This window comes from Azospirillum brasilense (genome assembly GCF_005222205.1).
GTDB lineage: Bacteria > Pseudomonadota > Alphaproteobacteria > Azospirillales > Azospirillaceae > Azospirillum > Azospirillum brasilense_G.
The window spans coordinates 331,415-353,105 of record NZ_CP032347.1; the positions used below are offsets into that span (position 1 = coordinate 331,415).

General features: G+C 67.7%; 20 protein-coding genes. 5 read left to right on the forward strand and 15 right to left on the reverse strand.

All coding sequences use genetic code 11. The features are described from left to right. Window positions 1–174: 174 nt before the first annotated feature. On the reverse strand, window positions 175–1,617 hold the full coding sequence (locus D3869_RS23710) for a PLP-dependent aminotransferase family protein (RefSeq protein WP_137142263.1): 1,443 nt from the start codon (window positions 1,615–1,617) through the stop codon (window positions 175–177). A gap of 100 nt (window positions 1,618–1,717) precedes the next feature. Between D3869_RS23710 and D3869_RS23715 the strand changes: the two genes are divergently transcribed. Further along, window positions 1,718–2,443, forward strand: a complete 726-nt coding sequence (locus tag D3869_RS23715) for a pyridoxamine 5'-phosphate oxidase family protein (protein ID WP_137142264.1) — start codon at window positions 1,718–1,720, stop codon at window positions 2,441–2,443. Window positions 2,444–2,467: 24 nt separating this feature from the next. On the opposite strand, the gene D3869_RS23720 is transcribed toward D3869_RS23715, so the two are convergent. From D3869_RS23720 to D3869_RS23730, 3 genes are all read right to left on the reverse strand, one after another. Further along, window positions 2,468–2,935 (reverse strand): DUF4112 domain-containing protein, encoded by a 468-nt coding sequence (locus tag D3869_RS23720; RefSeq protein ID WP_137142265.1) that lies wholly within the window; start codon window positions 2,933–2,935, stop codon window positions 2,468–2,470. A 197-nt stretch (window positions 2,936–3,132) separates the two neighbouring features. After that, window positions 3,133–3,693 (reverse strand): hypothetical protein, encoded by a 561-nt coding sequence (locus D3869_RS23725; protein WP_137142266.1) that lies wholly within the window; start codon window positions 3,691–3,693, stop codon window positions 3,133–3,135. 113 nt (window positions 3,694–3,806) lie between these two features. Further along, window positions 3,807–4,721: a LysR family transcriptional regulator gene (locus tag D3869_RS23730; protein ID WP_137142267.1), complete on the reverse strand. Its 915-nt coding sequence runs from the start codon at window positions 4,719–4,721 to the stop codon at window positions 3,807–3,809. Window positions 4,722–4,847: 126 nt separating this feature from the next. Here D3869_RS23730 and D3869_RS23735 point away from each other — a divergent pair, with 126 nt between their 5' ends. Continuing rightward, a complete protein-coding gene (locus D3869_RS23735) occupies window positions 4,848–6,209 on the forward strand; it encodes an aspartate aminotransferase family protein (RefSeq protein WP_137142268.1) in 1,362 nt (453 codons plus the stop codon). 17 nt (window positions 6,210–6,226) lie between these two features. Continuing rightward, the gene (locus tag D3869_RS23740; protein WP_137142269.1) at window positions 6,227–7,726 is read left to right on the forward strand and encodes a CoA-acylating methylmalonate-semialdehyde dehydrogenase; all 1,500 of its coding nucleotides are present in this window, start codon (window positions 6,227–6,229) and stop codon (window positions 7,724–7,726) included. A 162-nt stretch (window positions 7,727–7,888) separates the two neighbouring features. On the opposite strand, the gene D3869_RS23745 is transcribed toward D3869_RS23740, so the two are convergent. Both D3869_RS23745 and D3869_RS23750 read right to left on the reverse strand, forming a co-directional pair. After that, entirely contained in the window at window positions 7,889–8,647 is a 759-nt protein-coding gene (locus D3869_RS23745; protein ID WP_137142270.1) for a GntR family transcriptional regulator, read from the reverse strand. A gap of 35 nt (window positions 8,648–8,682) precedes the next feature. Next, complete coding sequence (locus D3869_RS23750; protein WP_137142271.1) at window positions 8,683–9,369, reverse strand: CBS domain-containing protein; 687 nt, start codon at window positions 9,367–9,369, stop codon at window positions 8,683–8,685. Between the two features lie 161 nt (window positions 9,370–9,530). Between D3869_RS23750 and D3869_RS23755 the strand changes: the two genes are divergently transcribed. Further along, on the forward strand, window positions 9,531–9,719 hold the full coding sequence (locus D3869_RS23755) for a hypothetical protein (RefSeq protein ID WP_137142272.1): 189 nt from the start codon (window positions 9,531–9,533) through the stop codon (window positions 9,717–9,719). Window positions 9,720–9,726: 7 nt separating this feature from the next. Here D3869_RS23755 and D3869_RS23760 read toward each other — a convergent pair whose 3' ends face one another. The 4 genes from D3869_RS23760 to D3869_RS23780 all read right to left on the reverse strand — a co-directional run bounded on the left by D3869_RS23760 (window position 9,727) and on the right by D3869_RS23780 (window position 13,908). After that, entirely contained in the window at window positions 9,727–10,431 is a 705-nt protein-coding gene (locus tag D3869_RS23760; RefSeq protein WP_137117631.1) for a TerC family protein, read from the reverse strand. 97 nt (window positions 10,432–10,528) lie between these two features. Then, window positions 10,529–12,055 carry a tripartite tricarboxylate transporter permease gene (locus D3869_RS23765; RefSeq protein WP_137106124.1) on the reverse strand — a complete coding sequence of 509 codons (1,527 nt, stop codon included), beginning with the start codon at window positions 12,053–12,055 and terminating at the stop codon, window positions 10,529–10,531. Between the two features lie 188 nt (window positions 12,056–12,243). Beyond that, entirely contained in the window at window positions 12,244–12,750 is a 507-nt protein-coding gene (locus tag D3869_RS23775; protein WP_137142274.1) for a tripartite tricarboxylate transporter TctB family protein, read from the reverse strand. Window positions 12,751–12,834: 84 nt separating this feature from the next. Beyond that, entirely contained in the window at window positions 12,835–13,908 is a 1,074-nt protein-coding gene (locus tag D3869_RS23780) for a Bug family tripartite tricarboxylate transporter substrate binding protein (protein WP_137142275.1), read from the reverse strand. A 510-nt stretch (window positions 13,909–14,418) separates the two neighbouring features. Here D3869_RS23780 and D3869_RS23790 point away from each other — a divergent pair. Continuing rightward, on the forward strand, window positions 14,419–16,122 hold the full coding sequence (locus D3869_RS23790) for a right-handed parallel beta-helix repeat-containing protein (protein ID WP_432613433.1): 1,704 nt from the start codon (window positions 14,419–14,421) through the stop codon (window positions 16,120–16,122). Window positions 16,123–16,208: 86 nt separating this feature from the next. On the opposite strand, the gene D3869_RS23795 is transcribed toward D3869_RS23790, so the two are convergent. The 5 genes from D3869_RS23795 to D3869_RS23815 form a co-directional block, all read right to left on the reverse strand. Continuing rightward, window positions 16,209–16,676, reverse strand: a complete 468-nt coding sequence (locus D3869_RS23795) for a hypothetical protein (RefSeq protein WP_137142278.1) — start codon at window positions 16,674–16,676, stop codon at window positions 16,209–16,211. A 246-nt stretch (window positions 16,677–16,922) separates the two neighbouring features. Next, window positions 16,923–17,693 carry a hypothetical protein gene (locus tag D3869_RS23800; RefSeq protein WP_137142279.1) on the reverse strand — a complete coding sequence of 257 codons (771 nt, stop codon included), beginning with the start codon at window positions 17,691–17,693 and terminating at the stop codon, window positions 16,923–16,925. Window positions 17,694–17,794: 101 nt separating this feature from the next. Further along, entirely contained in the window at window positions 17,795–18,982 is a 1,188-nt protein-coding gene (locus D3869_RS23805) for a polysaccharide pyruvyl transferase family protein (protein WP_137142280.1), read from the reverse strand. Between the two features lie 63 nt (window positions 18,983–19,045). Then, window positions 19,046–20,191, reverse strand: a complete 1,146-nt coding sequence (locus tag D3869_RS23810; RefSeq protein ID WP_137142281.1) for a hypothetical protein — start codon at window positions 20,189–20,191, stop codon at window positions 19,046–19,048. Between the two features lie 149 nt (window positions 20,192–20,340). Beyond that, the gene (locus tag D3869_RS23815) at window positions 20,341–21,654 is read right to left on the reverse strand and encodes a glycosyltransferase family 4 protein (RefSeq protein ID WP_014241733.1); all 1,314 of its coding nucleotides are present in this window, start codon (window positions 21,652–21,654) and stop codon (window positions 20,341–20,343) included. Window positions 21,655–21,691 lie beyond the last annotated feature (37 nt).

Sequence of the window (21,691 nt, forward strand, 5' to 3'; positions counted from 1 at the left end):
GGGGTAGGGCCCGCCGAACGACCGGAGGGGCGGTGGCCGAAAACGGGGTATCGGGGCTACCCCATGGGGCCGGGAACCCCGCGCGGCCGGAGAAAGCCAGGGGTCGTGGCGCCTGACAGCGTATTGGTGGGGCTGGGCTTTTTGAGATTAACCCCTTTGCGCTGAAAATGAGGATTAGACGTCTAATCGTGCAGCCGCCAACGCGGCGCCGAGTTCGCGGGCGGCGTGGCGCAGGGCGCCCGGCTCATGGCCGGTGAAGCCCAGCATCAGCGCCTGCAGCGGCGGGGCGGCGATGTGCATCGGGCTGACCGGACGGACGGCGATGCCGCGCCGGGCCGCCACCGCCTCCACGTCGCGGTCCGACAGGCCGGGACGCAGCCGGGCGATCAGCTTCATGCCCTGCTCCGGCACTTCCGCCTCCATCCAGGGGGAGAGATGGGCGCCGATGGCGTCGGCCAGCGCATCCCGCGCGGCGGTGTAGCGGCGGCGCATCCGGCGCAGATGCGGGCCGAAATGACCCTCATTCAGGAAATCCGTCACCACGCCCGTGTAGAGCGTCGCCGGGTGCCAATCGGTCAGGCGACGCATGGTGAGCACCGGGTCCAGCAACTCGGGCGGCAGGACGGCGTAGCCCAGCCGCAGACCAGGAAACAGGACCTTGCTGAAGGTGCCGACGTAGATGACCCGCCCGCCGCCGTCGATCCCCTGGAGCGAGGCGAGCGGACGTCCGGCGTAGCGGAACTCGCTGTCGTAATCGTCCTCCAGCACCCAGGCGCCGGCCGTGCGCGCCCAGGCCAGAAGCTCCATCCGTCGCGCCATCGACAGCACCACACCCAGCGGGTAGTGGGAGGACGGGGTGACATAGGCCAGCCGGGCGTCCGGTGCCGCGGCGACGCCCGCCGCCACCTCCATGCCCTGCCCATCGACGGGCACCGGCACGACGCGCGCCCGCGCCGCTTCCAGCGCGGCGCGCACCGCGGGATAGCAGGGGTCTTCCAGCCACACCGGGTCGCCGGGCCGCAGCAGAACGCGCAACACGAGGTCGATGGCCTGCTGGGCGCCCGCGGTGATCACCACCTGCTCGGGTTCGCAGCGCACCGCCCGTGCGCTCTGGAGATAGCGGGCGATGGCCTGCCGCAGCGCCACCGGCCCGCCGGGTTCGCCATAGCCGAGCATCTCCGGGTCGGGCCGCTGCAGGTGCCGCAGGGTCAGGCTGCGCCAGATCCGCAAACTGCGCTCATCCAGCGTGCAACGCCCCGTGCTGAACGGAAGGGTGCCGAAAGGGGTGGTTGGTGGGGCTGGGGAGGGGACGCGGCGCGGCGGTTCCGGCGGCGGCACTTCCAACCCGTCCGGCAGATCGCTGGACACGAAGCTGCCCGCCCCGACGCGCCCCTCGATGAAACCCTCGGCCAGAAGCTGCTCATAGGCGGCGACCACCGTGTTGCGGGCGACGCCGAGCCGTTCGGCGAGCGCGCGCGTCGGCGGCAGCTTCGCGCCGGGCGTCAGCGCCCCGGACAGGATGGCCCGGCGCAGCGCGTCGTAGACTTGCCGCAGCAGCGGTTCCCCGCCCGTCCGGTCGATGGGCAGAAGCATCAGGTCGGACAGATCGGCGGGCATCGGATTGGTCCAGTCGACAAGGTCGAAATTGGCTCTCACACCGGACCAATGGCTAGGCTCTAATGGCGCCGTTGTCCACCGCCGTGAAGCGAGTTCCGCGATGTCCGAGACCATTCCGTCCGACAGCTATCCCGTCACCGACCGCAACCGGGTCAAGCGCCTGCACGAGCGGGGGCGCTACGATCGGGAATCCGTTCACGCCATCCTCGACGGCGCGATGATCGCGCACATCGCCTATGTGATCGACGGACAGCCCTACTGCACCCCCACCGCCTTCTGGCGGGAGGGCGAGCATCTCTATTGGCACGGGTCCTCGGCCAGCCGGATGCTGCGGTCGCAGCGCGACGGCCTGCCGGTATGCCTGACCGTGACGCATCTCGACAGCCTTGTGCTGGCCCGCAGCGGCTTCAACCATTCGGCCGATTATCGGTCGGCCATGTGCTTCGGCACCGCGCGCATCGTCGAGGAGCCGGAGGCCAAGGCCCGCGCGCTCGACGCCATGGTCGACCGCTTCTATCCGGGGCGCAGCGCCGAATTGCGGGCCAGCACGGCGCAGGAGATCAAGGCGACCATGGTCGTCGGCATGGCGATCGAGGAGGCGAGCGCCAAGGCCCGGGGCAAGGGCCTGTCCGATGAGGGGGAGGACATGGACCTGCCCATCTACACCGCCCGCTACCCGGTGGTTCAGGTGATCGGCGCCGCTGAACCCTGTCCGCGGCTTCCCGCCGACACGCCGGTCCCGCCGGGGCTGACGGGTTTCACCGCCGGCCGCCGGCTGGACGAGCTGATGCTGGAAAATCACCGCATCAGGTTCGGCGGGGAGTAACGCGCCCCGCCACCGCGTCCAACGTCATCGCGTCCGGCGCCACTCGCCGTCGATGGTGTAGGGTGCCGAGCGCCGGCGGCCATAGGACGGGCCGCCATGCGGCGAATGGCCGTCCAGATGCTCGGCCAGGATCGCCATGTTCTTGCGGTTGGCCTTCCAGAACACGTCGGCGATGTTGCCGGCGACCGGGACGGCGCTGATCACGCTGTCCATCGCTACGTTGCCGACCATGCGCAGCAGCTTGCCGCGCGGCACGCCGAGCCTCCAGGCTTCGCGGATGAGATAGCCGGACACCGCGGTGGTGGCGAGGTTGCCGAAGCCGGGAACCAGCCCCAGCACCGCGTCGGCGCCGAAGGTGATCCGGGTGCCCGGCACGCGGAAGGCGCTGTCCATCATGCGCGCCAGCCATTCCAGCCGCTGGCGTGCGGCGACATGCGCGGTCTCGCCGTAGGCGGAACCGTAACGGAAGGACGAAAAAGGGGTAGCGGTCATACGGACCCTCCAGAAGGGGACGGCGGCGCCGTCCGCTCAAGTGAAGGGCTCCGACATCGCGGTCCATACCAAGTGGACCGCCAGAGGGGCCCGGAGCCAGTCCCGCACAGATGGCCCGGTCGTCCCGCCCGCGCAAGACCCACCCGGTGCATTTTCGTATGAGTACGGTGAATTCATCCCCGGCTTTTGCGGGCCGGTCACAGAAGCATCAGAAAGGCCGGCAGGCCACCCAGAACCGCCCCCTGGGCCCCGCCCCACAGGAGGTCGCCCTGCTCCACCGACCGGCGCAGCGCCGGGTTGGTGCCGCGCAGTTGGCACAGGGCGAAGATGGCGGCGTTCAGCGGCCCGGCCAGGGCGAACCACAGGATCCAGGAGGGCATGCCGCCGAGCCACACGGCGGGGGCGAGCATCAGGGCGGTGCGGCCGGTCCAGGACAGGCCGCGGAACAGCAGCGCCTCCCATGACCAGACGCCGCGCGGGCCGACCGGGCCGAAGGGCAGAAGATGCTGCCCGACGAGAGTCGCCCCGGCGGTGGCCACCCCGACGACCAGCGCCTGATTGGTCGGCATGGCCAGCGACCACAGGGCGGTGCTGAGCAGGGTCGCCGGAACGCCCCACAGCAGCAGGCGGGGCAGGGCCCCTGTCTGGCGGCTGAGCGCGCTGAGAAAGAAACTGCCGAGCAGGGAACAGGTGACGGTGAGCAGGACGGCGGCGAACAGCAGATAGTCGATGACGAACTGTTCCGTCAGCATCACCATGGCCGTGCTCCCCCCACCGGTTCTTTGTTCGTATTCCCCTCAATTACGGTGGGGCGCGACCGGCCCGGCGTCAATGGAAATCACCCTGATTTTTGCAGGGCCGAGCCGCCTCCTCATTCCGTCCGTTTCAGCAGGTCGAGAAAGCGTTCCAGAACGAGGTTGGGCCGGGCGCCCTTCCTGGTGACCGCCTGGAATTCCTGGGCGTAGTGGAAGCGCTCCGGCAGCAGGGCGCGCATTGCCCCGCGCTCGACCCATTGCCGCGCGTAATGGGTGGGCAGGAAACCCACGTAGCAGCCGGTCAGGATGAGGAAGGCCACGCCCTCGCGGTCGGTCGCTGTGGCGGTCGCGGTCAGCGCCCGCTGCACCCCCGCCGCCTCCGGCACCTGCTGCGCCTCGGTCGGTGCGACGGCGTCGGCGGCCTCCACCGCGGCGTCGGGCACCGTCTCCGCATCGAACAGCGGGTGGCCACGCCCGCAATAGAGGAGCGATTCTTCCTGGTACAGCGGCAGACGGTCCAGGCCGGGCAGGGCGCGCCGCGCCGGGACCACGCCGACCTGCAGCCGTCCGTCGAGCACGCCGCGCTCGATCTCGTTGGGCGGGATCATGCGGATGTTCACCCGCACCTCCGGCCCCTGCTGCTTCAGGCCGCGCAACGCGTTGGTCACGCGCATCTTCGGCATGGTGACGAGGTTGTCGGTGATGCCGATGTTCAATTCGCCGCGCAGCCGCCCATGCGCGGCGTTGATCTCGCTGCGGAAGCTCTCCAGACCGGCGAACAGGCGCAGCGCCGCCTCGTAGGCCAGGCGTCCCTCGTCGGTCAGCAGGAAGCCCGCCCGCCCGCGCCGGCACAGCCGCAGCCCCAGCCGCCGCTCCAGATCGGCCATGTGCAGGCTGATGGCGGCGCGGCTGATGTTCAACTCCACCTCCGCCGCGGAAAAGCCGCCGCACTCCACCACTGTCGTAAAGACGCGCAGCAGGCGCAGGTCGGCGTCGTTGAGGCCGCTCAGGGGGCGGACGGGCTTGGTCATGGATAGGTAAGCGGATGCTTGCGTAAGGTTTGAATGGTTTGGATTTAACCGCAACCAAGCCTCCGCGCACACTGTATTCCGAGACGATCCCCGACGCCCACCCGAACCAGCAGGGAGTGCCGCCCGATGCCGCCGTTGGATGAGAGCCAGAAGACCGGAACCGCCCCGACCGCCGGGCTGACGCGCGAGGAGTTGGACGCCCACTGGATGCCCTTCACGGCGAACCGCGAGTTCAAGGCGAACCCGCGCCTGATCGCCCGAGCCGAGGGCGCGTGGTACTGGGATTCCGAGGGGCGGAAGATCTACGACAGCCTGTCCGGCCTGTGGTGCTGCGGCGCCGGTCACAGCCGCCGCGAGATCAGCGAGGCGGTGGCCCGCCAGATCGCCGAACTGGACTACAGCCCGGCCTTCCAGTTCGGCCACCCCGCCGCCTTCAAGCTGGCGCACAAGCTGGCCTCGATGACTCCGGCCGGGCTGGACCATGTGTTCTTCGTCAATTCCGGGTCGGAGGCGACCGACACCTCGCTGAAGATGGCGCGGGCCTATTGGCGGCTGAAGGGCCAGCCGACCAAGACCAAGCTGATCGGCCGGTCCAAGGGCTACCACGGCGTCAATTTCGGCGGCATCAGCCTGGGCGGCATCGGCGGCAACCGCAAGCTGTTCGGCTCTGGCGTCGAGGCCGACCATCTGCCACACACGCTGCTGCCGCAGAACGCCTTCGCCAAGGGCCTGCCGGAGCAGGGCGCCGAACTGGCCGACGCGCTGGAGGAACTGGTCGCCCTGCACGACGCCTCCAACATCGCCGCGGTGATCGTGGAGCCGCTGGCCGGTTCCGCCGGCGTGCTGCCGCCGCCCAAGGGCTACCTGCAGCGGCTGCGCGCGCTGTGCGACAAGCACAACATCCTGCTGATCTTCGACGAGGTCATCACCGGTTTCGGCCGCATGGGGGCCGCCTTCGGCGCCGACGCCTTCGGCGTGGTCCCCGACATCATGAACGTCGCCAAGGGCCTGACCAACGGCGCGGTGCCGATGGGCGCGGTGGTCGCCAACCATGAGATCTACCAGACCTTCATGGACAACGGCGGCGCCGACTACATGGTCGAGTTCCCGCACGGCTACACCTACTCCGCCCATCCCGTGGCCTGCGCCGCCGGCCTCGCCGCGCTGGAGCTGTTCGAGCGGGACAAGCTGGCCGAGAAGGCGGCGGCGCTCGCCCCGCATTTCGAGACGGTGCTGCACGGGCTGAAGGGGCTTCGCCACGTCACCGACATCCGCAACTACGGCCTCGCCGGCGCGGTGCAGATCGCGGCCCTGCCGGGCGAGCCGGCCCGCCGGCCCTATGAGATCGCCATGAAGTGCTGGAAGGCGGGCTTCTACGTCCGCTTCGGCGGCGACACGCTGCAGTTCGGCCCGCATTTCATCAGCGAGCGCGAGGACCTCGACCGGCTGATGAACGCCGTTTCCGACGCCATCCAGGCGACCGATTGAGGAGGATGGAAACCGCCATGACCCTCGTTCCGCACCTCATCGGCGGGGTGGCCGACGCCCCCGCCGAGACCCGCAGCGCCGACATCGTGAACCCGGCGACGGGCGAGACCGTCGGCCGCGTCCCGCTGGCCGGCCGCGCCACCGTTGAATCGGCCATCGCCGCCGCCGAGGCGGCCTTCCCGGCGTGGCGGGCGACGCCGCCGGCCAAGCGGGCGCGGGTGATGTTCCGCTTCCGCCAATTGCTGGAGGACAACGCCGACCGCATCTGCGCGGCGATCACGCGGGAGCACGGCAAAACGCTGGAGGACGCCCGCGGCGAGTTGACCCGCGGCATCGAGAATGTCGAATACGCCTGCGGCATCGCCGACCTGCTGAAGGGCGAGCATTCCAAGAATGTCGGGCCGGGCATCGACAGCTGGTCGGAGTTCCAGCCGCTGGGCGTTGTGGCGGGCATCACGCCCTTCAACTTCCCGGCCATGGTGCCGCTGTGGATGTTTCCGGTCGCCGTGGCCTGCGGCAACTGCTTCATTCTGAAGCCGTCGGAGCGCGACCCGAGCGCCTCCCTGCTCGTCGCGCAGCTGGCGCAGGAGGCGGGGCTGCCGCCGGGGGTGCTGAACGTCGTCCACGGCGACAAGGAGGCGGTCGACACGCTGCTGACCGACCCGCGCGTCCAGGCGGTCAGCTTCGTCGGCTCCACGCCGGTCGCCGAATACGTCTACGCCACCGGCACCGCCCATGGGAAACGGGTGCAGGCGCTGGGCGGGGCCAAGAACCACGCCATCGTCATGCCCGATGCCGATCTCGACAACGCGGTCAGCGCGATCATGGGGGCGGCCTACGGCTCCTGCGGGGAGCGCTGCATGGCGATCTCCGTGGTCGTCGCGGTGGGCGACGAAACCGCCGACCGCGTGGTGGCGATGCTGGCGGAGCAGGTGCGCGGCCTGAAGGTGGGGGCGGGGACCGGCACCGGCTGCGACATGGGTCCGCTGGTCACCCACGCCCATTTCGAGAAGGTGAAGGGCTTTGTCGACCAGGGCGTCGCCGAAGGGGCGGAACTGGTGGTCGACGGCCGCGGGCTGGTGGTGCCGGGGCACGAGGGCGGCTTCTTCCTCGGCGGCTGCCTGTTCGACCGGGTGACGCCGGACATGAGCGTCTACCGGGAGGAGATCTTCGGCCCGGTCCTCTGCGTCGTTCGTGTGAAAACGATGCAGGAGGGAATGGACCTGATCGACGCCCACGAGTACGGCAACGGCACCTGCCTGTTCACCCGCGACGGCGAGGCGGCGCGCTACTTCACCGACGCGATCAAGGTCGGCATGGTCGGTGTCAACGTGCCGCTGCCGGTGCCGGTGTCCTACCACAGCTTCGGCGGCTGGAAGCGGTCGCTGTTCGGCGATCTGGCGGCCTATGGGCCGGACGGCGTGCGCTTCTACACCCGGCGCAAGACAATCACCCAGCGCTGGCCGGCGGGCGGCGTGCGCGAAGGCGCGCAGTTCTCCTTCCCATCGATGAAGTGAGCGGAGCGAGTTTCCCCTCTCCCGCCCCGGGAGAGGGAGGGGCCCGCCGCATGGCGGTGGGAGGGTGAGGGTGCCGCCAAGGATCGGTGCTTTGATCCTCGCACGACCCTCACCCGCCCGCTTTTGCGGGCACCCTCTCCCGGGGCGGGAGAGGGATAATCGTTACATCAGTGGCAGGCCGTCCTTGAACGCGGCCTTCACGTCGGGGCCCCGCACCTCGGCCAGACGCAGCCAGTCGAGGAAATCGCCGTGGCGCTCGACATGGGCGGCCAGACCCAGCGTGTGTTCGCGCGCCAGACGCTCGGCCAGCTCGCCGTCGCGCCGCTCCAGCGCCCGGATGATGTCGCGGTGCTCGTGCATCGATTGTTCGGCCCGGTTGTCCTGCCGGATCGACAGCTTGCGGATGGCCCGCATGTGGATGAACAGGTTGTCGGTCAGCGTTTCCAGGATGCGCGCCCGGCTGAGGCGGATGATCGCCTTGTGGAACTCGATGTTGGCGTCGGAATATTCCTGGATGTTGTCGGAGGGCGCCTGCTCCTCGAAGCTGCGGAAGATGTCCCACAGCGTGCTGATGTCCTCCGCGGTGGCGCGCTCGGCGGCGAGGCGGGTCGCCATGCTTTCCAGCGCCGCCCAGGCGATGATCATCTCGATGATCTCGGTCTTGGTCTTGCGGACGATGTAGATCCCCCGCCGCGGCTCCAGCCGCACCAGACCCTCCTGCTCCAGCAGGGTCAGGGCTTCGCGGATCGGGGTGCGGCTGACGCCCAGCAGGCCGCTGAGCTGGCGCTCGTCCAGCCGGACGTCGCCGGGGTGATCGTAGATGTCCATCTGGATGATGGCCTGCTTCAGCCGTCGGTAGACCTGGTTGCGGAAGGTGGCTCCGGAATCCAGCGGCTGGACGGTCAATTCGGGTGGCGGCATCGGGCTGCTCCTTCGATGGGGCGGATGGCCGGGGATCACCCGACGAAGCGGTTCCGGTTCAGATGCTCCTCCACGCGCTTCACGCCGCTGATACCGCTCGCCGCGGTGTAAAGGGCGCGGCGCTGCTCCTCGCTGTCGACCATGCCCCAGAGCTGCACGACCCCGTCGTTGACGACGATGTTGACCTGATTCAAGTCCACCCAGGACTGTCCCTCCAACGCCTCCAGCAGCGCGGCTCGGATCGCCTCGTCGCCGGCCGCGCCGAAGCCGGCGGCGCCGCGCCGGTTGCGGAGCAGCCCGTGCAGCAGGTTGGCCCGGCTGATGATGCCGACCGGGCGCCCATCGACCAGGACGGGGGCGCGCTTGATCCGCTTGTCCTCCATCAGGTCGGCGATCTCGGCGATCTCCGTGTCGGGTGCTACGGCGTGGACCGGGCGCGACATGACGTCGCGCGCGCAGCGCCCGTGCGTCTTCAGGAAGTCGGTGGCCTGTACGTTGCGGCCCACCAGCATCTCCAGCCAGCGGGCGCGCGGCCGGTCGGTTCCCGTCTCCACCCGGCGCAGAAGGTCCCCCTCGCTGATGATGCCGACCGCGCGGCCATCCCGGTCCACCACCGGCAAGCCGCTGATCCGATGGGTCAAAAGCAGTTCGGCAATGTCCGGCACGGGGGTGTCCAGCGCCACCGTGATGACCGGCGATGTCATGACATCCTTCGCTTGCATCTCGACGTTCCTCCCTGAACTGGCGGTGCGGAGCCTGTGTCCGGCTCCTGCTGCGTATCTGGTATACGAAATGCTATGTTTCTTATCCCTTGCTCTCCAACGGACTTTGCGCCATTCCTGCTGCAACGCAGCATGAGTGTGGTCGGAGTCCGGAGTTCCCGATGTTGGAGAGCCTTGCCGTCGTGTTCGCCCTGGCCGGGTTGGCCGCCGTGGTGACGGAGATTTTGCGGAACGATCCGAGCCTCATCTCCGAGATCACCAGCGACGTGCGCGCCATGGCCCTGCCGGGCCGGTTCCGGGCGGTGCGGGGCGACCGCTGCCGCGAGCCCCGTCGCCCCTCCTCCTGCTGACGACTTCTCAGGCCGGATCGGTCTCCACCACGGCGCGGCGGCGGTTGATGCTTCGGGCCATCAGGAAGCCGGCCGTCATCACGCCTAGGGCCGCGACGAAGGGCGCCGTTCCGGTCAGCACCGGCAGGCTTTCCGTGACGTGGGAATGGATGCTCGGGTCGGTGAGGATGACCTCCGCCGCGATGTAGCCGAGCAGCCCGGCGCCGGCGTAGACCAGGGCCGGCAGCCGTTCGATGGCCTTCAGGATCAGGGTGCTGCCGAAGACGATCAGCGGAATGCTGATGGCCAGCCCGAGGATCAGCAGGACCGTGTTGCCGTGCGAGGCGGCGGCGATGGCGATGACGTTGTCGAGGCTCATCACCGCGTCGGCGATCACGATGGTGCGGACCACCCCCCACAGCCCGGCGGAGGTGCCGGAGTGCGCCGCCTGCTCCTCCTCCTCGGTGGGCAGCATCAGTTTGATGGCGATCCAGAACAGCAGCACCCCGCCGATGATCTTCAGGTACGGGATGGCCAGCAGATAGGCGATGATGACGGCGAACAGCACGCGCAGCACGATGGCCGCCCCGGTGCCGAGGAAGACGCCGATCTTCTGTTGTTTCGGCGGCAGCGAGCGGCAGGCCAGCGCGATGACGAGCGCGTTGTCGCCGCTCAGCAGGATGTCGATCCAGATGATCTGGAGCAGAGCGATCATGAAATCGGACGTGTCCATCGTCCCGAACCCCCCGATGTGAGAAGAAATCCCCCCGCCGGTCGTCCCGTCCCGGAGGCCGGCGGGGGAGTGGGTGGAGCTGGTTTGCGGGGATGCCCTATTTCACGGGGATGACCTGGGTCCCGCCGTCCTGCCGGGACTGGCGCTTGCGCAGCAGGGCGGAGATCAGCGGCCAGAACAGCATGACCAGCGCCAGGGTGACGATGCTGCCGACCAGCGGGTTGGACCAGAAGATCGCCAGATCGCCCTGCGACACCAGCATGGCCTGCCGGAAGGAGCTCTCCGCCATGTCGCCCAGCACCAGCGCCAGAACCAGCGGGGCCAGCGGGTAGGACAGCTTCTTGAACACGTAGCCGACGACGCCGAACACCAGCATCATGACGATGTCGAGGAAGGCGTTGTGCACGGTGTAGGCGCCGACCGCGCAGATCACCACGATGACCGGCGCGATGATGCTGAAGGGGATGCGCAGGATCGAGGCGAAGACCGGCACCGTGGTCAGCACCACGATCAGCCCGGCGATGTTGCCCAGATACATGCTGGCGATCAGGCCCCAGACGAACTCCTTCTGCTCGACGAACAGCAGCGGGCCGGGCTGGAGCCCCCAGATCAGCAGGCCGCCCAGCAGCACCGCCGCGGTGGGCGAGCCGGGGATGCCCAGAGTCAGCATGGGCAGCAGCGCGCTGGTGCCGGCGGCGTGGGCCGCGGTTTCCGGAGCGACCACGCCCTCCACCTCGCCGTTGCCGAAATTCTGGCGGTTCTTGGAGAAGCGCTTGGCGAGGCCGTAGCTCATGAAGGAGGCGGGGGTGGCGCCGCCGGGCGTGATGCCCATCCAGCAGCCGACGATGGAGCCGCGGATGGCGGTCACCCAGTAGCGGGGCAGGCTCTTCCAGGTCTCCCACACGACCTTGGCGTTGATCTTCGCGCTCTTGCCCTTGAAGGCCAGCCCCTCCTCCATGGTCAGGAGGATTTCGCCGATGCCGAACAGGCCGATGACCGCGATCAGGAAGTCGAAGCCGCGCAGCAGTTCCACCGAGCCGAAGGTCATGCGCAGCTCGCCGGTCACGCTGTCGAGCCCGACCGCGGCCAGCGCGAAGCCCAGCATCATGGCGCACAGCACCTTGAAGGGGGATTCGCTGCCCATGCCGACGAAACTGCAGAAGGTCAATAGCTGGACCGCGAAGAACTCCGCCGGGCCGAAGCGCAGGGCGAAGCCGGCGATCACCGGGGCCAGGAAGGTGATGAGCAGGACCGCCACGAAGGCCCCGAAGAAGGACGAGGTGAAGGCCGCCGTCAGGGCCTCGCCCGCGTGGCCCTTCTGGGCCATGGGGTGGCCGTCGAAGGTGGTCGCCACCGACCATGGCTCGCCCGGTATGTTGAACAGGACCGAGGTGATGGCCCCGCCGAACAGCGCCCCCCAATAGATGCAGGAGAGCATGATGATGGCGGAGGTCGGCGACATGCTGAAGGTCAGGGGCAGCAGGATCGCCACCCCGTTCGCCCCGCCCAGCCCCGGCAGCACGCCGATCAGGACGCCCAGCGTGATGCCGATGAACATGTAGGCGATGTTCATGGGGTCGGCGAGCACGCCGAACCCGTGTATGAGTGACCCGAGCGCTTCCAAGTTTCCCTCCCTTTCCGGCGTCCGCGCCCGTTCCGTCTGGAAGCGTCGCGTCTTGAGCGCGCAGGGCGGGGTTCGTCCCCGCCGCATGGGCTGGTTCGTCGCGGATGCCTGCCGCTGCTTCGGTGTGCGCGGCCGTTCCCGCGGCCGCCCCGGCTTTTAAAAAACTGGACTGGTAAAAACTGGCGTCGTCAGAACCCGAACATCGTCTCCACCGGCCCCTTGGGAAGCGGAACCAGGAACCAGATCTCGAACATCACGAAGAGGCCCGCGGGCACGAGGATGGAGACGGGCAGGATTGTCTTGAGCGGATACTTGCCCACCCAGTGCATGAAGAAGGCGATGAACAGCACCGCCGACAGATAGATGCCCAGGAAGGCGGTCAGGATCACGAAGACGGCGCTGGGGACCAGCACCTGGAGAACCAGGGCGAGTTGGTGCTTCTCGACGAAGGCGGTGCGTTCGCCGCTGTGGCGCCAGAGGTTGACGGCCAGCGTGGCCAGACTGCTGACCAGCATGATCAGGCCGACATAGAAGGGGAAGTAGCCGGCCTTCGGCCCGTCGGACCCCCAGCCGTTGCCGACGCGGACGCTGTCGGCCATCACCACGATGGCGACCAGGGCGAACAGCCCGGCGACGACGATCTCCATGGTCCGGTTCGAGACGACCGGATCACTGTTCTGCGTTCCATGCTCCATGGCTCACTCCCACGAGAAACCCGAAGGGTGGGGGAGGGCGCCCGGGGCGCGATGCCCCGGGGGCCGCGCTTGGGACGAAAGGGGCTATTGCTTGGTGAAGCCCGCCTTGTCCATCAGGGTTTTGTGCTGGGTTTCCGCCGCGGTCAGCCAGGTCTTGAAGTCGTCGCCGGTCTTGAAGCTGACGTTGAAGGCCCCCTTCGCCATGAAGTCCTTCCATTCCTCCGTCTCGCGGACCTTCTTGAAGAGGTCCACGTAATAGGCGATCTGGTCCGGCGTGACGCCCGGCCCCATGAAGATGCCGCGCAGCATGGTGTATTCCACGTCCAGCCCGGATTCCTTGCAGGTCGGGATGCTGTTCCACGACTTGCCGTCGGCCACCGGCTCCTTCAGCGGGATGCGCTCCTTGTCGAAGACGCAGAGAGGCCGCAACGCGCCGGCCCGCCATTGCGACACCGCCTCGATCGGGTTGTTGACGCTGGCGTTGATGTGGTTGCCGACGAGCTGAGCCGCGACATCGCCGCCGCCCTTGTAGGGGACGTAGGTGAAGGTGACGCCCGCCGACTGCTCGATGGCGGCGGTGATGATCTGGTCCTCCTGCTTGGACCCGGTGCCGCCCATCTTGAAGCGGTTGGCGCCGCCCTCCTTGGCGGCCTCGACGAACTCCTTGGGCGATTTCTGCGGGGCCTCGCTGTTCACCCACAGGACGAAGTTGTCCAGGGCCAGCATCGCCACCGGGGTCATGTCCTTCCAGGAGAAGGGAACGCCGGTCGCCAGGGGCGTGGTGAACAGGTTGGACAGGGTGATGATGATCTTGTGCGGGTTGCGGTTCGACGATTTGACGTCGAGGAAGCCTTCCGCACCGGCGCCGCCCGACTTGTTGATGACGACGATGGGCTGGCCCATCAGGTTGTTCTTCTGAATGATGCCCTGGATCATCCGCGCCATCTGGTCGGCGCCGCCGCCGGTTCCCGCCGGGACGACGAATTCGACCGACTTGGTCGGCTCCCAGGCGGCCTGGGCCGCGTTGGGGATCAGCAGAAGGCCGAGCGCGCCGGCCAGGGCCGTTCCGCCGGCGAGCGTTCTTCTTGGCGTGTTTTTAAAAGCGAAGGAGTCAAAAGGGGTCTTCCGCGCGCAGCGCGGGCGCTGTACGTCCTTCATGCCTCATTCCTTCCCTTTTGGGTGGCCGGGCTTCCGTCGGCACGGCTCATCATTTTTGGATTGTCTGGCGAGACGGATTGTTTGTTCAGCAAACTGTCCGTGTGGCGTATGGTATGTGGCATCCCAGCTTTCTTCAACAGGAATGTCACAAGATGACCGGGCCCATTCATTGGGTGCGGCGCAGAAATCCATCGAAATATGGCGGCTAAATTCTTGTAGTTCGGAACAATTTCAAGAATTTGCCGAAAGTGTTAGCTCATTCGTTCTAGCGCTTAAATTCGGGGAACTACCCCTTTCGTTGGGGGAATTCCTGTGACGGATTTGGCGCACTTCAAAAACTAATTATCCTAAAATCGAACCATTTAAGGCCACACGGTGCTGGCTAGGCTCCGGTCCTGTCGAAAACGATTGAGCGCACAGCAAGCGGGACGGCGCGATCCGCGCACATTCCCGCCCACCGCCACATACGTGGCGCTGTAAAAAAGGAAAGAGTGAAAGACCATGGAACATATGGCCATTGAGCTTGATCATCAGAACCACGCCGACACGACCGGTTTTGTCGGTGATTCTGCTGCCGATCCGTTCCAGGCTGTTGTCGACAGCGTCACCCCGGTGACTGCCGACAACGCCGCGACGCCGGACTCAATTCTCCATCTCCAGGCACTCCAGACCACCGCGCAGCCTCTGGCGCTGGCCGATGCAACGGCCGCTGCCGCCTCCACCGCCAAGATCGTCGTGAACGCCTCCGGCACCGCCGCGGGCGGGGTCTCGCCCCATTTCAAGCTGCTGGTGGACGGCGCCGTCGTCGGCGAAGGCACCGCGGGCGGCGACGCCAAGGACTTTTCCTTCGACGCCAACGTGACCGCCGATCAGGCGCACAAGATCCAGATCCAGTACGACAACGACGGCGCCGTCGATGGGCAGGACCGCAACCTGACGGTCAACGCCATCTCCATCAACGGCCACAAGGTCGCCCCGACCGATCCGTCCGTCACCTATGACAAGGGCGCGCTCGACGGCAAGGACGTCGTTCCGGGTCAGGCCAACATGTGGTGGAACGGCACCCTGGCCGTCGCCGCTCCCAAGGAGTTCTTCGCGACGACCGCCGCCGCGGCCCCGGCCGCCCCCACGGCGCCGACCTCCGGCACGTCGGATTATCCGTCCACCCCGGCCTCGCAGATCTACTACGTCGACGCGACCAACGGCAGCGACAGCAACTCCGGCCATGACGCGAACCAGGCCTGGAAGTCGCTGGACAAGGTGAACTCGACCAACTTCGCCCCCGGCTCGCTGGTCCTGTTCGAGCGTGGCGAGACCTGGCACGACAGCCTGCTGGCCTCCACCTCCGGCACCTCCGACAAGCCGATCATCTACGGTGCCTACGGCACCGGCGCCAACCCGGTGATCGAGGCGGCCAGCGGCTCCAGCTACGCGGTCAGCCTGAACAACAAGGACAACATCACCTTCGACAGCCTGACCATGAAGGGCTCGGGCGACGCCGGTCTGCTGCTCAACGGCGGCGCCGACAACGTGAAGGTCACCAACTCGCAGATCGTCGACAACCACGGCTCAGGCGTCGTGATCAGCGGCACCTCCCACGGGCTGCGCATCGATCATTCCACGATCGACGGCAACGGCGCTTACGGCATCGTCCATTACTCCGCCGACAACGCAGACCAGTACTTCACCAACAACACCATCAGCGACAACGGCTGGCGGACCGACGGTGTGTATTCGGGTTGGAACGGCCGCATCCTGAGCGGCGAGATCGCCGGCAACACGATCTTCAACAACGGCGCCGGCGGCGGCGACGGCCGGTCGCACGGGCTGTACCACGACCACAGCCAAGCCAACAGCACGCTGAAGATCCACGACAACACGATCTACGACAACCCGCGCGGCGCCGGCATCCTCGCCAAGTCGAGCACCGAGATCTACGACAACACCATCTACGGCAACGCCAACGTCGGCATCTCGGTCGGCCAGAACCAGGGCACCAGCGTCACCTACAAGATCTACGGCAACGAGATCTTCAACAACAACGGCGGCATCATGGAGCACCTGAAGGGCGCCGGGTCGATCACGCTCGACGTGCACGACAACATCTTCAACAACAACAACGGCCGCTCCGCGGTGTCGATTGCCGACAGCATCAGCCAGAACGTCGTCAACAACACCATCTCCTCGGCCAACAAGGCCAGCCCGACCGCGTAAGGACGGGTTCTCTCTCCATCGTTTCGGCGACGACCGCGCCCGGCCAGCTTCTGGCCGGGCGTCGGTGCGTCCGGACACCACCGGTCTCACCAGTGCAGGAAGACGCCGACATCGCCCGGCATGCCGCCGGGATAGCTCAGAATCTGGGCGCGCAGCTTGTAGCCGGCTGGGCGCAGATAGGCGTCGTAGTTGTCGTAGACCTCCCGGGCGAAGCCGGTGAGGCTGTCCGGCCAGTCTGGCTCGAAATTGTTGATCGCCCGGCCGCCGTCGCTGCAGTAGCTGCTGGGAAAGCGCACGATCTCGATTTCGGTTTCCCCGCGTTCCGCCGCCGCGCGCACGGCGCGGGTGAAGCGCTCCTTGGCGTCGGGGCGGATGTGCTGGTGCATGAAGGCGTCGTGGATCGCGTTCTGCTCCTCCTGTCTTTTCTTCTCAAGCTCCTGCGCCTCCTTCAGGCGCGCCTTCTCCTGCGCCTCGGTGATCGCGTGGAGATCCTTGGGCGTGATGAGGCCGCCGAGCGGGGGATTCGGAGGGGTGGACGGACCGTCTGCGGGCATGTCGCATGTCTCCCGGTTAAGGCCATCGGCCTTGTCGGTTCGGAATGCGGTTCGTTTCAGGGATGCCCAGAACGCCGCATCGCGGCCCGCAAGTTCCCGGCGGGACGCGCGTCACGCAGGGTGGCACGCGGAGCGACGGCGCGTCCACCACAGGCGCACGGCAAAGCCGCCGCCGGGGTCGGCGGCGGCTGACGCGCCTGGGAACGATGAAACGGAGTCTTGAAGCCGGAGCCGGGAGGGCGGCCGTTATCCGAAGATCGCCAGCCCGATCACCGTCGCGGCGAAGGCGCCCACGGCCGAGGCCAGGGCCGCGATGATGGTGGGGGCGTGCGACTTGGCCGACTTCACCTTCAGCGCGTCGTCGAATCCGCGCAGCGTCGTGTCCATGCGGACGAGGAAGACCTCCAGCCCGGCCACCCGCTCCTGAAGGCCGTGGAGCGCGTCCGACAGGGCGGCCTGCTGGGCGGCGGCGGCACCGGTTCCGGCCTGGCCGGCGGCGATGCGGTCCTGCGTCTCGCGCAGGAGGCGGGCGATGCCCTGCTGGCCGGCGGCGATCTGCTGGTGGTCGCGGCGGGCGGCGTCCAGCCCGGCGGCGATGCGCACCAGATGCGGGGCGAGCGTGCGCTCCAGCAGCTTTTCCTCGGCGCTCGGCTGGGCGAAGGTGGCGATGGTGCCGGTGCTGGGCGCGGCGACCACGGCGACCACGCGCGTGGGGTCGAGCCCGGCCGGGATCTCAAGATCGGCCTCGAAGGCGTGGTGCCCGTCGCCGAAGTTGCCGCCCACCAGATCCTCGCGCGGGCGATCGGCCAGTGCACGCCCCAGAACCACGCTGCGACCGTCCGGCATCTCGGCGCGGAATTCCACCGTCAGGCGGTCGGTGGGGTAGGAGCGGTCCCAGGCCCAGCCGTAGATCCGTCCGGCCTGGACGGCGTCCACCCGGCCTTCGATGACGGACGCCGCAGGCTCCGCCGCGACGGGGGTGGAGGACAGGGTGTCGGGCGTGGCGACGTCGGGCATGGCGGGCACTCGCGAGTAAGCGGGAGAGGGAACGGGAACGGGGCGCCGGCCCCGGAGAAAACACTCTCCGGAACCGGCGCCCCTCTTTGCGGCAGCCGCCGTCAGGCCGCCTTGCGCTGCGGGGTCTTGCGCGCGGTCGGGCTGGGCATCCGGTGCGGGATGTAGTTCTCGTCCAGGAACTCCCGCATGTCGCGGTAGCGCTGGTAGAAGGTGCGGTTGAACTTCTCGAACAGGCTCTGGTCCCAGTATTCCTCCAGGACGAAGGGCTTGTCCGAATAGACGTCGTAGCAGGGGATCGCGAAGGTCTCCGCGAACTCCGCCGTGCGGCTGTCGTAGCTGAAATAGACCGACGGCGTGCCGTTCGACAGCGCCATCAGGTTGCCGTGCAGGCGGTAGCCCAGCACGAGGTCCTTCGAGCGCACGATGCTCTCATAGTCGGCGACGACGTCCGAGTACCACAGGCGCGAGCGGTACAGCTCGTCCAGCTCCTCGTCGAAGTACCAGCTCTTCAGCCAGTTGTTGTTGTGCAGCTCGTCCCAGGCCTCGGCCTTCTGCTCGTCGGTGCCCCAGAGCAGCTTCTTCTCCTCGACCTCGCCCTGCATCATCAGGACGGTGTCGAAGCGGCGGCTCATGTCCTTGACGAAGTCGCGGTGGCGGGTGAGGTAGGTCTTCACGTCCGGCGAATAGTGGCTGGACACCTCGCGGCGCATGGTGATGCCGACGTTGCGCACGCTGTCCAGCGACGGCAGGTCGATGCGCAGCTCCGGATCGCGGTTGCGGAAGGCGGTCGGGCAGCCGACGATGCGCACGTTCTTGATGCCGAGGTCCCACAGCACTTCGGCGGTGTAGGTGCCGCGCACGCCCAGCGTCGTGGACTTGTCGGCGAACATCTGCCAGATGCGCTTGCTCTCATCCGACAGCGTCAGCTTGCCGGTGGCCGGGGCCTGGGCGCCGACGCCGAAGGCGATGACCGGGATGCGCAGCTTGGACAGCACCTGCTCGGTGCCCTCCGGCCAGGTCATGTGGTCGTGGATGTAGTTCGACCCGCGCAGGAACACGTAATCGTATTCGGCGTTGGCCCGATCCACCACCTCCTGCTTGAACTCGCGGATCTCGACGACGTCGAGACGGTCGAAGGTCAGCAGCTTCAGCGAGGAATCGTAGACGAAGGCGTCGCCGATGTTGTGGTAATGATTGATGCTACGCTGAATGTTCTGGTAGCTGTACCACCGCACGCAGTCATGGTCATAGACTTCGCCGGAGGGAATCATGACTAGGATGTTAGCCAATTTAATTCTCCTGGGGTCGGGGTGGTGGAAGGTTGCGGGGTTCGGGTTTTGTCTTGATGAATTTTAGCCGCTTTGGGACGGCTCAACCCGGATCATTATTCGGACCAGATCACGATCCCTGGTCGGCTTGCAGTTCTTCTGGGCAAGCCGGGTCAGGTAGAGCCAGGCGTTTCCATCCGTGTCCTCGAAATTCCGGCTTCTGGCGTCCGGATCGAGAATGGCCGGGTAGTAGAAGGTCTCGTCCACGGCGCATGTCTTGTCGGTGAGCAGCGGCGCCGCCCAGGCGAGGCGGGGGGCGGACCAGCCGATCAGGTCGGCGGAGGTCGACACCCACACGCCGGACACCGGCTCCGCGCCTTTGCGTTCCGCCCGCCGCCCGGCCATCACCGCGACGTAGAGGCCGCTCGGCGTGTGGCGGACAAGGCTGGTGACGGTGAAGGGCAGGCGGTCGGGCGGCAGCGGCGCGCAGACCGACGCCTCGGGATCGGCCTCGCCCTGGGTGTAGGGATCGCGGAAGCGGACGGTGAAGTCCCGCCCGTCCCACGCCCGCCAGGAGGCCGGATCGGCGAGGTCGCGGGTGCGCATCAGGCAGACGCCACGCTTCTGCGCACCGATGCCCTCGGCGAAGGCCATGGCGTAGTACCAGCCGTCGCGCTCGACGATGTTGCTCGGCGCGAACAGCCCGGCCCGCTTCCCGAGATCGCCGCGGAAGCGGTAGGGCACCCCGGCGACGTAGCGCGCCGGCCCGAAGCTCTGCCCGCCGTCGTGCGAGACGGTGAGGGTCAGCGCGTTCCACCAGCAGGCCATGTAGTCGCCGGTGGGGCAGAGGTCGCGGCGCTTGTGGCCGTGATACTCGTTGTGGACCAGCCCGTAGACGGTCGTGCCGTCCAGCGTGTAGGGCGAGGTCAGCCAGCCCATGTCGTCGAACCGCGCCGGATCGTCGCGCTTGGCCGACTGGAAGACGATGCGGCAGGCGTGGCGCAGGTCGTTCAGCGACGGGCCGCTGAGGATGCGGGCGCGGGTGTGCGCGGCGAGCAGCCGGACGCTGCCGTCCGCCGCATTCCAGGCGCGCGCCGGAGCATCCGGCACGTCCCAATCCTCGCAGGCCTGGGTGCGGTGGTCGTAAACGGTCTCCAGCGCCGCGCCAGCCGGGACGCTGACGCGGAGGTCGGCGGCGTGGGCCGGGGTGGCGAGGAGCGTACAGGCCATGAGGGCGTATTGCCCCCACCCTCCCCACTTCGTGGGTCCCCTCCCTCCCCCGCTGCGCAGGGGAGGGCTTCGAGGCACGCGCGGCGGAGTTCCCTCCCCTGCGGAGCGGGGGAGGGTTAGGGTGGGGGCCCGTCTGCCGAACATCCCCATCACGGCTTCTGCGCCACCGCCCGCTCGGGCATTGACACGGCACCACCGCCCGCGTTCGCGATCAGCGCGTCGAACACGTCGGCGTGGCGGCGGGCGCACTCCGCGCGGTCGATGGGGCGGCGGATGCGCATGCGCAGGCGGTCCCACAGGTCCGGCGTGGTCAGCGCCTCGGTCAGGCGGTCCACCAGATCCTCGACGCTGGCGTTGCGGAAATGCAGGCCGTCCACGCCGTGGGTGACCTTCTCGCCCATGCCGCCGATGTTGCTGGAGATGATTGGACGGCCGTGCAGGAAGGCTTCCTGGATCACCACCGGCGAGTTTTCCCACCAGATGGAGGGCATCACCACCCAATCCACGTCCTTCATCAGGCCGGGCAGTTCGGCGGAGCGGTAGCTGCCGTAGAAGCGCACGCGGTCGCCGGCGCGCTCCACCGCCTCGTTGAATTTCTTCTGGTAGGCCTCGGGCTGGCGCTCCAGGTTGCCGCCGAAGATCATCAGCGCGCCGTCCTCGCCCCACGCCTTCTCGGAGACGCGGCCGATCGCCTCGACCAGCACATGGGCGCCCTTGAACTCGGTGAGCTGGCCGAAGAAGGCGAAGCGGTTGCGCTTGCCGCCGCGGGCCAGCGGCCGGGGCGGGGCGATGCCCTCGACGGTCAGGCCGTTTTCGATCATGCGGAACTTCTCGCGGGGCAGGCCCCAGTCGACGTAGCGGTCGATCAGGAAGTTCGACGGGCTGACGTAGAAGTCCGCCTGCTCCAGGAAGGTCTTCAGGAACAGCTCGCGCTTGAAGAACTGCGCCTCGCCGATGTGCGGGAAGCAGCCGGCGCAGTCGGCCGGGCTGGCGCGGTAGCACAGCGTGTTGCGGCTGGTCTTCACCATCTGGCCGTGGTGGTGGCAGATGGACAGATACTCGTGGAAGGTCACCACGATCGGCACGCGGGGCAGCGCCTGCCGGATCGCCTGGATCGTCTCGATGCCCAGACCCAGGAAGTGGTGGAAGTTCACCACGTCCGGCTGGAGGTCGCGGACGTAGCGGACGAAGTCCTTCTCCAGCCCCGGCAGGTTGCGGTTCGACAGCCGGAAATGGTCGTAGTCGTTGGCGTAGTAGAGGACCTCCCGCTCCTTCTGGCGCAGCGCCATCAGGGCGGAGCTGCCGTGCGGCGTGACCGGCGGGGAGGTGCGGGCCAGGTAATGGCTCTCCCAGCCCGGCAGGTCGTGCAGCCCCTGGTGCAGGTTGTAGGAGGCCACCTCCGCGCCGCCCAGCGAGAAGGCGGGATGGCCGTGGCTGATGATCAGGACGCGCTTGTTGCTCATGGTCGGGCCGATCTCGAATAGGGCTTGCGGGACGTGC